A 12,859-nucleotide genomic window follows, 5' to 3' on the forward strand; every position below is an offset into this window, starting at 1 on the left:
TAATTCAGGTATTAGGCCAAATCAATCAGCTTATGACGTAACGCTAAATGCGTTAACTCGACGTCAGTACTGATATCAAGCTTATCGAACAAGCGATATCGGTAGGTGTTGACTGTTTTTGTAGCAATGTGTAGCTGCTCTGCTATGTCCGGCACTTTCTGGCCGCGGGTAATGCGCATCGCAATGTCCAGTTCCCTGCCCGACAAGTCGGTAAACGGATTATCGTTATCCGGCATTAACTTACTCATGGCAATACGCTGAGCGATTTCAGGACTCAGGTACTTCTGCCCTGCAGCTACTTTGTAGATAGCGTCGATCATCTCTTTTGACTCGGCATCCTTGGTCAAAAAACCAAATGCTCCAGCCTGGATAACCTGCATAGGAATCGGGTCTTCTTTTTGCATTGATAAGCCGATCACGCGGATGTTTTCACCAATACGTAAAATCTGACGCGTCGCTTCAAATCCGCCCATCCCGGGCATATTCAAATCCATAAGCACCACATCCGGTGCATATTTACGGCAATATTTCACAGCTTCTTCGCCGTCTTTAGCTTCACACACAATTGAAAAATCAACCACATCTTCAAGGATGCGTTTGATACCTGTTCTCACCAGGTCATGATCATCAACTAATGCAATTTTGATCATGTGAATCTCACTTTGGCTATTTATAGTCGTTATTTGGAACTGTCCAATACCCTGCCCGCCTGACTACTGCGCGAGCAAATTGCACCTATTCCTGTGCCTAACGCTCATAATAATCAATATTAACAACGAAGGTAAGTGTTTAAGTTAGGTAAATTAAATTTTAATGTAACCGGTAGACATTTTGGTAATGAAGTTAACTCTGTACCGCGTGTTTTGGCTGCTAAACACGTGAATAACAATGTTTCATTCACCCTATTCGTTTGAGCGCTTTTTCGCAGACAATAAAAAACCCGCAACAGTGTGCGGGTTTCTTAAATATGGCGGAGAGTGAGGGATTCGAACCCCCGGAAGGTTTGACCCTTCGCTTGATTTCAAGTCAAGTGCATTCAACCGGACTCTGCCAACTCTCCTGAGTTGCTGCGTATCTTAATGATATTTTTGGTGCTGTAAAGGGAAACTTTAACAAACTGAATCGTTTGGTTATAAAACCGTCATAATTAATCGATTTAGGTATTAACTGATTAAAACGAATCCAGTTGCAAAACACATCCACGTTTTTATATAGCTTTATTTGTTCGGGCTTGGCGAATATAGATGTGTCTGAGCCAGTAATTGAATCAGAGATTACTCGCAGGCAATAAAAAACCCGCAACAATGTGCGGGTTTCTTAAATATGGCGGAGAGTGAGGGATTCGAACCCCCGGAAGGTTTGACCCTTCGCTTGATTTCAAGTCAAGTGCATTCAACCGGACTCTGCCAACTCTCCGTGAAGTGATGCGAATCTTAATGATATTTTTGGACCTGTAAAGTGTTATTTTGCATTTCGCCCACTGTTTGCCTGAGATTTATGCAAATCTACACATTAATTTACGATCATAGCTAAAAAGTAAACAATTCATTACTTTGATAGTTATTAGCTATTGAAATTCGGAACTAAAACCCATACAAATGCACTAAACTATAGCGTAATATGGTTTGCAACTTAGTTAGGTCTATCCTATTGGAGGAAACAATGGATAATCGTTCGGTGTATACCAGTACATCCAGTCAGTCGGTTCTGGAAACCAACAAAGTACTTCGTAATACTTACATGCTGCTCGGCATGACGCTGTTGTTCAGCGCAGTGTGTGCAGCGGTTACTATGGCTATAGGTATTTCACCTATGGTGTCGTTACTGATGACCATCGGTGCATTCATTACTTTATTCGTTGTTCATAAAAAAGCAGATTCCGCTTCAGGCATCTATTGGATTTTCGCTTTCACCGGTCTGATGGGTGGCTCGTTAGGCTACACGCTTAACTTCTATCTAGGCGTTGCGGGACCTGGCCTTATCATGGAAGCTCTGGGTGGCACAGCCCTTATCTTCTTTGCGCTGTCTGCTTACGCCTTGACCACTAAGAAAGACTTCTCTTTCATGGGCGGTTTCTTGAGCATTGGTATCCTGGTTGTTCTGGTTGCGGCAATCGCGAACATTTTCTTCGCAGTACCTGCTGTTCACCTGGCTATTAGCTCAGCAATTGTGTTCCTGATGTCTGGTTTCATTTTGTATGACACCAGCCGTATCATTCACGGTGGTGAAACTAACTACATCCGTGCAACAGTTGGTTTGTACCTGAACATCTACAACATCTTCGTATCACTGCTACACATCCTGGGTGTGTTTGGTGGCGACGATTAATATTCGTTAGTAACAGCTTAACGAGAAAACACCCCGTTAAGGGGTGTTTTTGTTTATTATGACGACAACTTCTGTGCTGATTACCTGTTCACCTGAAGCGCTGAATACCAGCCTGAACGCCCTCGCGTTTTGCGAGGAACTGGCAAAGCAGTCTGCAATAAATCATGTCTTCTTTTATCAGCAAGGCGTATTGCAGGCTAACGGCATGATTGCCCCGGGCACCGGTGATATTCACCTTCCCTCACGATGGGCAGCGTTAGCAAAACAGTATGGCTTTCCGTTGCACGTTTGTGTTGGCGCTGCCACCAAGCGTGGTATTGTCGATGAGACACAGGCAGAAGAATTGGGGCTGGCTCAGTCAACGCTTCATGCTGGTTTTGAACAAGTTGGCTTAGGCGAGTTTTTTACCGCGCTCCACCAATCAGATAAAATGGTACAGTTTTAATGGCAACGCTGGCAGTTATTCTTACGCAGCCCCCTTATGGCAATCAGAGTGCATCTGAAGGCATTGAGTTCGCCCTTGCATCTACGAACTATGGTCACGAATGCAGTGTTTTCTTTGTGGGTACGGGTGTGCTGCAATTGATGTCGAATCAACAGCCGACCGAGCAAAAGAACCACGCGAAACAATTAAAAGTGATGCCCTTGTATGACATCGACCATTGTTATGCCTGTGCGGTGTCATTGCTTAAACACAATGTATCGGTGGATTCAGCCGCGATTGATATTCAACCTTTAACGCCTGAAGAGTTAAGTAACACACTGGCTAACTTTGATCACACGGTGACCTTCTGATGTTATTGGTATTAGATCAGCATCTCGACCTGGACGAACTGTCAGGCCTACTCGATGGCCAATCAGACACAACGACCTTGGTGTGTTGTTCTGATGGCGTGTATCTGGCGCATCATATCGCCCAGCAGTGGCCACACATCACCTGCTTTGCGCTAACCGCTGATTGTGAAAGTCGCGGTATAGACGCGCCGCAAACGCTTAGTCATAGCGAATGGGTCGCGCTTTCGTTTCAACACAAACAATGGATCTCTTTGGCACCATGAGTCAGGCTTTTTCTTTCGAATTTAACGGCAACACCATAGCAACCGACAAGCAAGGGTATTTACTGGATTACACACAGTGGCATCCGGATATGGTTCCCGTATTGGCTGAACAGGAAAGCATTGAGCTGACTGAAGCCCACTGGGAAGTTGTTAAGTTTGTCCGTGAATTTTATGAGGAATATGAAACCAGCCCGGCGATCCGGGCTTTGGTCAAGGCCATGGCGGCGAAATTTGGTCCCGATAAAGGCAACAGCCGCTATTTACAGCGGCTGTTTAAGAAAGGGCCTGCTAAGCAAGCAACTAAGCTGGCTGGACTGCCAAAACCGGCTAAGTGTTTGTAAGCTGAGGCATCAGCCTACAAACAGCGGACTGGCATCAGGAAATAACTCAGGCCGTGATTTCCGTTACGCCACCCATGTAGCTCACCAGTGCTTCTGGAATTTTCACAGAGCCATCAGCCTGCTGATAGTTCTCCAGAATCGCTACCAGTGTGCGCCCCACAGCCAAACCAGAACCATTCAGCGTGTGCAGTAGCTCTGGCTTATTGGTTTCCGGGTTGCGGTAACGTGCCTGCATACGGCGAGCTTGGAAATCCAGCATGTTTGAACATGATGAAATCTCACGGTACGTGTTCTGAGCAGGTAACCACACTTCCAAATCGTAGGTTTTACAAGAGCCGAAGCCCATATCACCGGTGCACAACAATACCTTGCGATATGCCAGCCCCAGTTTTTGCAAAATCACTTCAGCATGGCCTGTCAGCTCTTCCAATGCGTCGAAGCTGTCTTCAGGCTTCACCAATTGCACCATTTCAACTTTGTCGAACTGGTGTTGGCGAATCAGACCTCGTGTATCACGACCATAGCTTCCTGCTTCACTTCGGAAACACGGTGTGTGTGCGGTCATTTTAATTGGCAGCTCTTTAGCAGCAAAAATCTCGTCACGCGCCAGGTTCGTAAGCGGTACTTCCGCCGTTGGAATCAACGACAGTCCCTGACCTTCCTCTGTTGCAGGTTTGGTGTGAAACAAGTCTTCACCAAACTTCGGCAGCTGACCGGTACCCAACAAGCTGTCTGCATTTACCAGATACGGTACGTACATTTCCTGATAACCGTGTTCGCCGGTATGCACATCCAACATAAATTGCGCCAATGCTCGATGCAGGCGGGCAATCTTGTCGCGCATGACCACAAAACGGCTACCGGTTAGTTTTACCGACGCTTCAAAGTCCAGACCTTTGTTCAAGCCTTCTGCGATATCGACGTGATCTTTTACTTCAAAGTCGAACTCAGGAATCTCTCCCCATACCAGGATTTCCTGGTTTTCGGTTTCATCTTTTCCTACCGGCACGCTTTCATGCGGTAAGTTAGGAATACCCAGCGTCAGTTCATTAATGTCAGCCAATAAGGTGTTGAGTTCCGCTTTCGCCGCGTCCAACTGTTCGCCCAAATCTGACACTTCAGCCAGTAATGGCGCAATGTCCTGCCCCTGACTTTTTGCTTTACCAATGGATTTACTTCGCGTGTTGCGTTCATTCTGCAGCTCCTGCGTTTTTATTTGCAGGGCTTTGCGTTTTTCTTCAAGGGCATTAAAAGCTTCGACATCTAACTTAAAACCACGGCTGGCCAGACGCTCGGCCGTTGAGTCAATGTCACTACGCAAACACTTTGGATCTAACATGTGAGTTTCTTTATCCTTTGGTTAATTCCACGGCAAGCCAGGCTGCAAGCAGGCATGCACATACATTCAATACAATGTTGGCCAGGGCTTTAAGCCACAGCCCATTTTCTAATAAGGTGAGGGTTTCAATAGTAAAGGTTGAGAAGGTGGTTAATGCACCTAACAGCCCTACCCCAATTAACGCGCGGTAAGGCTGTTCCGCCAAATCGCCGCGTTCAATAAACCCGTACAAAGTCGCCAGTAAAAATGAGCCGACCACATTGACGGCAAGTGTACCAAAGGGCAAGGCTTTTCCAAACCAGGAATCCACTAAACCCGTAAAGAAAAAGCGCAAACACGCGCCTACTGCACCGCCGCTGGCGACGAAAAGATATAAAGTCAGAGTATGCGTCATGAAGGGTTCCGTTTATGATGACTGTGAAGATTGAGTTCGTCGAGATAATCGCGCTTGGCTTTCAGGGCTTTTTCCAGTCCGCGCTCGCTGGGAGAATAATAGCGGGTATCGGCCAATTCAGGCGGTAGGTACACCTCACCGGCTGCAAATGCGTTAGGTTCATCATGGGCGTATCGGTACTCTGCGCCATGGCCCATTTCTTTTAATAGTTTGGTTGGTGCGTTTCGCAAATGCACCGGCACCGGGTAATCAGGATGTTCACGGGCATCACGCATGGCTTGCTTAAAGCCAACGTAGACGGCATTGCTCTTTGCAGCCAGCGAACAGTAAACTGCGGCCTGAGCAATGGCGCGCTCACCTTCGGCAGGCCCTACCCGGTGATAAACATCCCAGGCGTTTACCGCTATTTGCATGGCACGTGGATCCGCATTACCAATATCCTCCGACACAATTGCCAGTAGCCTACGGGCCACATATAAGGCATCACCGCCACCATTTAATATGCGAGCATACCAGTACAATGCCGCATCGGGGTCTGATCCCCTTACCGATTTGTGAAACGCTGAAATTAAATCGTAAAAGGTATCGCCTTGTTTGTCGTAACTGGCCACTTTCTCGCCTACGGCCTGTTCGATGTCTGTCAGGGAAATTTCAGCGCCTTCGGTAAAATCACTGGCCAGTTCCAGGTAGGTAAGCAATCTGCGGCCGTCTCCGCCCGATAAGCCTATCAGGGCCGAGCGGGCATCGTCGGCTATCGCCAGCTTTCGCTCGCCCAGGCCTTTTTCTGTGTTGCCCAGCGCGCGATCAAGCAGGGCGCTTAGCGCGTCTTCATCGATGGCCTTCAGTACATACACGCGCACTCTGGACAGTAACGCGTTATTAAGTTCAAACGAGGGGTTTTCCGTAGTTGCCCCAACAAAGGTGACCAAACCGGACTCAACAAAGGGTAAGAACGCATCTTGCTGAGACTTATTAAAGCGATGTACTTCATCAACAAACAACAATGTACGTTCGCCCATAGACTGGTTTTGTTCAGCCTGGTCAACCGCCGCTCGAATGTCTTTAACCCCGGAGGTAACAGCAGACAACCTGACTACCTGAGCTTGGGTGTAACGAGCAATTAACTCAGCTAGTGTGGTTTTGCCGGTGCCGGGAGGCCCCCATAGGATCATAGAGTGACAATGCCCGGATTCGAGCATTTTACGCAGTGGCTTACCCTGCCCAACCAGATGTTGCTGCCCAACATACTCGTCCAGATTTTGCGGACGCATACGGGCTGCCAGCGGCTCGTATTGTTGTTGGGCAAATAAACTCATGAACGCTGGTCGTCCAGCATAAATCCGTCAGGTACAGCAACGGAAAACTGCTCCGGAGAGATCACCGCATTGAATTTGCGACCGGTAAACTGAATGACACTTTGTTGTTGCTGGCTGTCCAGCATCACCAGGCCAGCCAGACCGGCTTCATCAAACTGTACAGTGAGCGTACGAATTTGTCCGTTACCCGACAAGGGCGACACATTAAACGCGTTGTCGTCTACCTGGGTAATACTGTATTGCTGCCAGATTGCTTCGCTGTTGCTCGTGAGCAGTACCATAGGGTTATTCTCGATGGCCTGTTGTTGAGACATAACTGTCACTTGTTCAACAAAAAAGTCGACATGCCACACAGATTCACCATCGGCGATCAGTGACGTTTCGTCGGGCATGGCTGTTTCCCAACGCAACTTGTTAGGGCGCGTCATTGTAATAGCGCCCTGGGCTTCATGCACAGCCGTGCCCTGTTCGTCTTTTACGGTTTGGCTAAACGCTGCCGTGAATGACTTCAATCCAGACAGGCGTGCTTTCAACAATTCAGCATCATCGGCAACGGCTTGTCCGACAATCATTAACTGGCTCAACACCAACAACTTAATTAGGTATTTTTTCATAACTGTCCTGTATTAATCTCGGGGAGCAGGCGGCGCTAATACTTCGCGGTTACCGTTATGCCCTGCAGCACTAACGACACCGCTTTGTTCCATTTGTTCAACTAAACGCGCGGCCCGATTGTAACCAATTCTGAATTTACGCTGCACGCTGGACACCGAAGCTCTGCGGGTTTCGGTAACAAAAGCGACGGCTTCGTCATAGAAAGCATCCATTTCCTGATCGGCGCCCTCGGGTTGTTCGCCGGGCAGCAGAATTTCCGCGCCCATTTCAGGGTTCAGAATTTCATCGATGTATTCTGGTTTACCGCGTTTCTGCCAATCGGCGACTACGGCATGCACTTCATGGTCGTCCACAAACGCACCATGCACCCGTGTAGGTACCGGACTACCCGGCGGCAGATACAGCATATCACCCATACCGAGTAGTGTTTCTGCACCCTGCTGATCAAGTATGGTCCGCGAGTCAATCTTACTGGATACCTGGAACGCTATCCGTGTAGGAATGTTGGCTTTGATCAAGCCGGTGATAACGTCAACAGACGGACGCTGTGTCGCCAGAACCAGATGGATCCCGGCAGCCCGTGCTTTTTGTGCGATACGAGCAATTAGCTCTTCAACTTTCTTGCCCACAATCATCATCATGTCGGCAAATTCGTCAACCACCACAACAATAGCGGGCAGTTTGCCTAAATCCGGCGCTTCAGTTTCCATACTGTCTTCTGAACGCCATAACGGGTCCTTAATTGGCTGACCATCTGCAATGGCCTGAGTCACCTTGGCGTTGTAACCTTTCAGGTTCCGTACCCCAAGGGCAGACATGAGCTTGTAGCGACGTTCCATTTCACCCACACACCAACGCAACGCGTTAGCGGCTTCCTTCATGTCTGTCACCACTTCAGCAAGCAGATGCGGAATCCCTTCGTACACCGACAATTCCAGCATTTTCGGGTCAATCATGATCATGCGAACGTCTTCTGGCGTCGACTTATACAGCAAGCTCAGAATCATGACGTTAACACCCACTGATTTACCCGAGCCCGTGGTACCGGCAACCAGCAGGTGAGGCATTTTAGCCAAATCAACCACCACGGGCTTACCGCTGATATCTGCGCCCAGCACCATTGTCAGCGCTGAGGGGTTAGACTGGAAGGCATCTGCGCCAATTACCTCACTCAAGCGCACCATTTCGCGCTTTTTGTTTGGTAACTCAAGTCCGATAACAGATTTACCTGGAATAACTTCGACAACACGCACAGAGGTTGCCGACATTTCACGCGCTAAGTCTTTGGACAAGCTGGTTATTTTGCTGACCTTAACGCCTGGCGCGAGGTCAATTTCAAAACGTGTGATCACGGGGCCAGGGTAAACACCCACCACCGACGCCTCAATGTTAAAGTTAGCCAGCTTTTCTTCTACCAGGCGTGACACAATATCGAGTTCTTCCTGAGAAATTGGATTCTCGTGTTTATCGGCGCGTTCCAGCAGATCAAATGACGGCATTGGGCCTAAATCGGCTGTGTCCTCGCCTGTTTGTTCTGCTGACGGACTTTCCACAGGCTTGGAAACAGCCGGTTTTACCGGCTCAGCCGCTTTTTGAACCGCGGGTTCAGGTTTGTTATTGCTCTCCCCTGCCCCACTGCCCAGGTCGGTAAAATTCACTTTCTCCGAGGTGCTTTTCACTGCTGGCGCGGGTTTATCATCATCGTCAATATGGAACGGAGGCAAATCATCGCTGATGTCGTCGTCCAGATCGGCCGCGAAAACTTCATCAGGAATCGTCATGGTCGGTTCACTGCGTTCATTTATTCGCGGCGCGCGTTTTTCAGGTTCCGATGGTGGTTCCGCACGCAGGCTGGTTATGTTTAAATCGTCATCTTTTGGCGACGCTTTTTCAGATTTGTTCGGTAACGATAAGATTGGCATATTTAACGCCAACAGTTTTTGCGGACCGGCAATGGCTTTTTGGCTCGCCCAAATGGTACTTTCACCCAGCTTATCGATAATCAATAACCAGGAAATGCCCGTCATTAGCGTGAAGCCGACGCAACAGAAACACAGCAGCAACAATATAGTACCGGGTGTATTAAAATACGGAATCAACGCTGAGCTAATCACATCGCCAACTAATCCGCCGGCACTGAAGCTAAACAGGTCATCGAAATTAATGCTGGCAATACCACTCAAACCGAGTAACAGCAAAAGACCGCCAACAATACGCAGCCCAATAGTCAGGTAGTCCAGCTCGCGCCAGGATTTGACGTGATGAAAGACAAACCAGCCCAGAAAGGCACTGCAAAAAGGCATGATGTATGCCAGATAGCCGAAGGTGAAAAACAGTAAATCAGCGGTCCAGGCACCAGTAGGCCCTACCCAGTTGTGCACGTTCGGTTGTAAGCCAGCCTGACTCCAGCCCGGATCGCCCGGGTGAAATGACGCCAGCGCCAAAAGTAAAAAGAACGCCAGAGCACAGGCAATGATCATACCTGTTTCCCATATGCGTTGAACGCCTGAAAGTCGCACCATATTCCCTAAAATTCTCTGTTCGTTTGCCTCTTTGGGCATACTGTCATTATTTTATTTGCTTTGCGCTAAGCCGGTATCTGCTAAAACCTTTATCAGATGCCGTTACAGATTGTTATATCACACTTGTTACGACAATGACGTGTTAGCGCACTTGTATACATGCTTAATTACACTTTTTGTGTGTACACACTCATTGTTGCCAGCAATATCTGCGCCTGATTGTAACAGTATGCGGTATGTTACCCTGTATAAGTAATCAGCTATCGCGCTATTTTGTATTAATTCTAAGACTATTGGTACTTTTAACTTCTTCCATTACCACATAAGTCCGCGACGCACTTACGCCTGGCAAACGAAGCAGTGTATCCCCTAATAATCGCCGGTAACTCGACATATCCGCAACCCGGGCTTTTAACAGGAAATCAAAGTTCCCTGAAACCAGGTGACACTCTTGTATATCATCGTGTTGCTGAACCGCAGCTGAAAATTCGGCAAATATATCCACCGACGTTTTCGATAGTGTAATTTCAACAAACACTAACATGGCCGCGCCCAGCTTCTGTGGGTCGAGCACGGCGTGATAGCCTTTTATGTAGCCCTGGGACTCTAAACGCTTAACCCTTTCTAAACAAGGACTTGGGCTCAATCCTACCTGTTTGGCTAATTCTACATTAGAAATACGACCGTCTTTTTGCAATACAGAAAGTATATTTCTATCAATGCGATCGAGGTGTTTCGGTGTTTTTACCAGCATATTATATTTTGCATAATCAAATTTACTCAAAATATAACACTGCAAAGTATGAAATTACAGCAGATATATTTCTAAATCATTGGCTATACTCAGCATCTTTATTGAACAACCCAAATTGAGACGGGGAAAAGCATGTTAGTTGGTGTACCAAAAGAAATAAAAAATCATGAATACCGCGTAGGCTTAACACCGGCGGCTGTGAAAGAGTTTGTCGCGCATGGCCATCAGGTAATGGTAGAAACAAATGCAGGTACGGCAATTGGTTTTACGGACGAACTATACCAAAACGCTGGCGCTATGATCGTTGATACTGCAGAGCAAATTTTTGCTGAAGCAGAAATGATTGTGAAAGTAAAAGAGCCGCAGCCGTCTGAATGTAAACAACTGCGAAAAGGTCAAACGCTGTATACCTACCTGCACCTTGCCCCGGACCCGGTTCAAACTGAATTATTGATTGCATCAGGCGCTACCTGTATTGCTTACGAGACTGTAACAGACAGAAACGGCGGCTTGCCTTTATTAGCACCAATGAGTGAAGTAGCTGGTCGTATGTCAGTACAAGCAGGTGCACATTATCTTGAAAAAGCCCATGGCGGCAGCGGCACGCTGTTAGGTGGTGTACCGGGTGTTGCTCCGGGCAAAGTCCTGATCATCGGTGGTGGCGTAGTTGGTACACAAGCAGCTAAAATGGCGTTGGGCCTGGGTGCTGACGTTACCATCCTCGACCGCTCTCTGCCTCGCTTACGCCAGTTAGATGATATCTTCAATGGGCAAGTTAAAACTGTGTATTCGACGGTTGATGCCATTGAGCATTATTCTGCCAATGCGGATTTGGTTGTGGGTGCGGTACTTATTCCGGGTGCAGCTGCGCCTAAGCTGCTGAACCGTGAACACATCAAAAACATGAAACCAGGCTCTGTGCTGGTAGACGTTGCCATTGACCAGGGTGGTTGTTTTGAAACCTCTAAAGCCACTACTCACCAGGACCCTGTTTATATCATTGACGACGTAGTTCATTACTGTGTTGCTAACATGCCTGGTGGCGTAGCAAGAACATCAACCATGGCGCTGAATAACGCCACACTGCCATTTGGTCTCGCTCTGGCTAACAAAGGCCCTAAACAAGCCATGCTGGAAGACATTCACCTGTTAAACGGTTTGAACGTTCACGAAGGCAAAGTGACTTACCAGGCTGTTGTTGAAGCCTTGGGTGAACAGTTGGGTATTACCTACACGCCGGCATTGGATGCATTGAGATAACCAGCCATTACCAAATTGTGAATTGATAAAGGGGCTGTCATGCCCCTTTTTGTTACGCCCTGTCATTCTACTTTTCTGCTGAATGCCTGTGGTTACGATAATAATCGTTAACCCTACGACCATATCACTCTGCTTTGCAGAAAATGCGGTAAATTCCGCCTAAAATAAAAAGGCCACTGCGAACAATGGCCTTAATCTGAGTTATTCCACCTACACAATTGTGGTGAATCTTATTGAATAGACTCATTTACTCTGGCCAGCGTCGCTAATGGATCGTCAGCCTGCGTAATCGGCCGGCCCATAACCAGATAGCTGACGCCTGCCTCGATGGCGTCTACCGGCGTCATAACGCGTTTTTGGTCACCAACGTCTGCTCCCGCAGGGCGAATACCCGGCGTAACCAGTAAGAACGATTCAGGCAGTGATTTACGTAGCATAACGGCTTCTTTTGCGGAACACACTACACCATCGAGGCCAGAGTCGGCAGTGAGTGCTGCCAGTTTCGCAACCTGCTCTGCAGGGGTAACGCCGGGAACAACATCGTTCAGTTGGTCCTGGTCCATACTGGTTAACACCGTAACGGCGATAAGTTTTGTTTGTGGGTGTGACGAGCTTTCAATAGCCTGTTTGGCTTTACGCATCATCTCTGCCCCGCCGCTGGCATGTACATTCACCATCCACACGCCCATCTCAGCAGCCGCTTTACACGCTTTGGCTACCGTATTGGGAATATCGTGAAACTTAAGATCCAAAAAGACATCGAAGCCTTTATTAATGAGTGATTTCACAAACTCCGGGCCAAAAAGAGTGAACATTTCTTTACCTACTTTCAGCTTACAAGCCGAAGGCTCGAGTTGTTCAACCAGTTGATTGGCTTGTTCGACATTGTCGAAGTCCAGCGCTACGATGACGCGAGCATCTTGTGTCACAGT

General features: G+C 47.9%; 14 protein-coding genes, 2 tRNA genes and 1 pseudogene. 6 read left to right on the forward strand and 11 right to left on the reverse strand.

Annotated features, from left to right (window positions below; all coding sequences use genetic code 11):
- Nucleotides 1–11: 11 nt before the first annotated feature.
- The 3 genes from uvrY to BUB81_RS17220 form a co-directional block, all read right to left on the reverse strand.
- A complete protein-coding gene (gene uvrY / locus BUB81_RS17210; RefSeq protein ID WP_073324592.1) occupies nucleotides 12–650 on the reverse strand; it encodes a UvrY/SirA/GacA family response regulator transcription factor in 639 nt (212 codons plus the stop codon).
- Nucleotides 651–968: 318 nt separating this feature from the next.
- A tRNA-Ser gene (locus BUB81_RS17215) sits at nucleotides 969–1,060 on the reverse strand.
- A gap of 264 nt (nucleotides 1,061–1,324) precedes the next feature.
- A tRNA-Ser gene (locus tag BUB81_RS17220) sits at nucleotides 1,325–1,416 on the reverse strand.
- A 246-nt stretch (nucleotides 1,417–1,662) separates the two neighbouring features.
- Between BUB81_RS17220 and BUB81_RS17225 the strand changes: the two genes are divergently transcribed.
- From BUB81_RS17225 to BUB81_RS17245, 5 genes are read left to right on the forward strand one after another with little or no spacing between them, the layout of a single operon-like run.
- On the forward strand, nucleotides 1,663–2,328 hold the full coding sequence (locus BUB81_RS17225; RefSeq protein WP_073324593.1) for a Bax inhibitor-1/YccA family protein: 666 nt from the start codon (nucleotides 1,663–1,665) through the stop codon (nucleotides 2,326–2,328).
- A 58-nt stretch (nucleotides 2,329–2,386) separates the two neighbouring features.
- Nucleotides 2,387–2,773: a sulfurtransferase complex subunit TusD gene (gene tusD, locus BUB81_RS17230; protein ID WP_073324594.1), complete on the forward strand. Its 387-nt coding sequence runs from the start codon at nucleotides 2,387–2,389 to the stop codon at nucleotides 2,771–2,773.
- The gene (gene tusC, locus BUB81_RS17235; RefSeq protein ID WP_073324595.1) at nucleotides 2,773–3,123 is read left to right on the forward strand and encodes a sulfurtransferase complex subunit TusC; all 351 of its coding nucleotides are present in this window, start codon (nucleotides 2,773–2,775) and stop codon (nucleotides 3,121–3,123) included. The genes tusD and tusC overlap by 1 nt, the downstream gene beginning before the upstream one ends.
- Entirely contained in the window at nucleotides 3,123–3,386 is a 264-nt protein-coding gene (locus tag BUB81_RS17240; protein ID WP_073324596.1) for a DsrH/TusB family sulfur metabolism protein, read from the forward strand. Before tusC ends, BUB81_RS17240 begins: the two co-directional genes overlap by 1 nt.
- On the forward strand, nucleotides 3,365–3,727 hold the full coding sequence (locus BUB81_RS17245) for a TusE/DsrC/DsvC family sulfur relay protein (RefSeq protein ID WP_425435076.1): 363 nt from the start codon (nucleotides 3,365–3,367) through the stop codon (nucleotides 3,725–3,727). Before BUB81_RS17240 ends, BUB81_RS17245 begins: the two co-directional genes overlap by 22 nt.
- A 46-nt stretch (nucleotides 3,728–3,773) precedes the next feature.
- Here BUB81_RS17245 and serS read toward each other — a convergent pair whose 3' ends face one another.
- The 7 genes and pseudogenes from serS to lrp form a co-directional block, all read right to left on the reverse strand.
- A complete protein-coding gene (gene serS, locus BUB81_RS17250) occupies nucleotides 3,774–5,066 on the reverse strand; it encodes a serine--tRNA ligase (RefSeq protein WP_073324598.1) in 1,293 nt (430 codons plus the stop codon).
- 10 nt (nucleotides 5,067–5,076) lie between these two features.
- A complete protein-coding gene (gene crcB / locus BUB81_RS17255) occupies nucleotides 5,077–5,460 on the reverse strand; it encodes a fluoride efflux transporter CrcB (protein ID WP_073324599.1) in 384 nt (127 codons plus the stop codon).
- A complete protein-coding gene (locus BUB81_RS17260) occupies nucleotides 5,457–6,776 on the reverse strand; it encodes a replication-associated recombination protein A (RefSeq protein WP_073324600.1) in 1,320 nt (439 codons plus the stop codon). The genes crcB and BUB81_RS17260 overlap by 4 nt, the downstream gene beginning before the upstream one ends.
- Entirely contained in the window at nucleotides 6,773–7,390 is a 618-nt protein-coding gene (gene lolA, locus BUB81_RS17265; RefSeq protein ID WP_073324601.1) for an outer membrane lipoprotein periplasmic chaperone LolA, read from the reverse strand. Before lolA ends, BUB81_RS17260 begins: the two co-directional genes overlap by 4 nt.
- A gap of 12 nt (nucleotides 7,391–7,402) precedes the next feature.
- Nucleotides 7,403–7,657, reverse strand: coding sequence for a DNA translocase FtsK (locus tag BUB81_RS22545; protein ID WP_425435079.1), 255 nt, complete (start codon nucleotides 7,655–7,657; stop codon nucleotides 7,403–7,405).
- 11 nt (nucleotides 7,658–7,668) lie between these two features.
- Nucleotides 7,669–9,913, reverse strand: a pseudogene (locus BUB81_RS17270) (DNA translocase FtsK); the annotation flags it as partial.
- 268 nt (nucleotides 9,914–10,181) lie between these two features.
- A complete protein-coding gene (gene lrp / locus BUB81_RS17275; protein ID WP_073324602.1) occupies nucleotides 10,182–10,667 on the reverse strand; it encodes a leucine-responsive transcriptional regulator Lrp in 486 nt (161 codons plus the stop codon).
- 132 nt (nucleotides 10,668–10,799) lie between these two features.
- On the opposite strand from lrp, the gene ald reads away from it, so the two are divergent.
- The gene (gene ald / locus BUB81_RS17280; protein ID WP_073324603.1) at nucleotides 10,800–11,927 is read left to right on the forward strand and encodes an alanine dehydrogenase; all 1,128 of its coding nucleotides are present in this window, start codon (nucleotides 10,800–10,802) and stop codon (nucleotides 11,925–11,927) included.
- Between the two features lie 230 nt (nucleotides 11,928–12,157).
- On the opposite strand, the gene pyrF is transcribed toward ald, so the two are convergent.
- The gene (gene pyrF / locus BUB81_RS17285; RefSeq protein WP_073324604.1) at nucleotides 12,158–12,856 is read right to left on the reverse strand and encodes an orotidine-5'-phosphate decarboxylase; all 699 of its coding nucleotides are present in this window, start codon (nucleotides 12,854–12,856) and stop codon (nucleotides 12,158–12,160) included.
- Nucleotides 12,857–12,859: the final 3 nt, after the last annotated feature.

The sequence above is a fragment of the Marisediminitalea aggregata genome, from assembly GCF_900129565.1.
In the GTDB taxonomy this organism is placed as follows: Bacteria; Pseudomonadota; Gammaproteobacteria; order Enterobacterales; family Alteromonadaceae; genus Alteromonas; species Alteromonas aggregata.

Bases quoted from the DNA above. Each gene is read 5' to 3' on its own strand.
- uvrY (WP_073324592.1), bottom strand. From the start codon at position 650: ATGATCAAAATTGCATTAGTTGATGATCATGACCTGGTGAGAACAGGT.
- BUB81_RS17225 (WP_073324593.1), top strand. From the start codon at position 1,663: ATGGATAATCGTTCGGTGTATACCAGTACATCCAGTCAGTCGGTTCTG.
- tusD (WP_073324594.1), top strand. From the start codon at position 2,387: ATGACGACAACTTCTGTGCTGATTACCTGTTCACCTGAAGCGCTGAAT.
- tusC (WP_073324595.1), top strand. From the start codon at position 2,773: ATGGCAACGCTGGCAGTTATTCTTACGCAGCCCCCTTATGGCAATCAG.
- BUB81_RS17240 (WP_073324596.1), top strand. From the start codon at position 3,123: ATGTTATTGGTATTAGATCAGCATCTCGACCTGGACGAACTGTCAGGC.
- BUB81_RS17245 (WP_425435076.1), top strand. From the start codon at position 3,365: ATGGATCTCTTTGGCACCATGAGTCAGGCTTTTTCTTTCGAATTTAAC.
- serS (WP_073324598.1), bottom strand. From the start codon at position 5,066: ATGTTAGATCCAAAGTGTTTGCGTAGTGACATTGACTCAACGGCCGAG.
- crcB (WP_073324599.1), bottom strand. From the start codon at position 5,460: ATGACGCATACTCTGACTTTATATCTTTTCGTCGCCAGCGGCGGTGCA.
- BUB81_RS17260 (WP_073324600.1), bottom strand. From the start codon at position 6,776: ATGAGTTTATTTGCCCAACAACAATACGAGCCGCTGGCAGCCCGTATG.
- lolA (WP_073324601.1), bottom strand. From the start codon at position 7,390: ATGAAAAAATACCTAATTAAGTTGTTGGTGTTGAGCCAGTTAATGATT.
- BUB81_RS22545 (WP_425435079.1), bottom strand. From the start codon at position 7,657: ATGGGCGCGGAAATTCTGCTGCCCGGCGAACAACCCGAGGGCGCCGAT.
- lrp (WP_073324602.1), bottom strand. From the start codon at position 10,667: ATGCTGGTAAAAACACCGAAACACCTCGATCGCATTGATAGAAATATA.
- ald (WP_073324603.1), top strand. From the start codon at position 10,800: ATGTTAGTTGGTGTACCAAAAGAAATAAAAAATCATGAATACCGCGTA.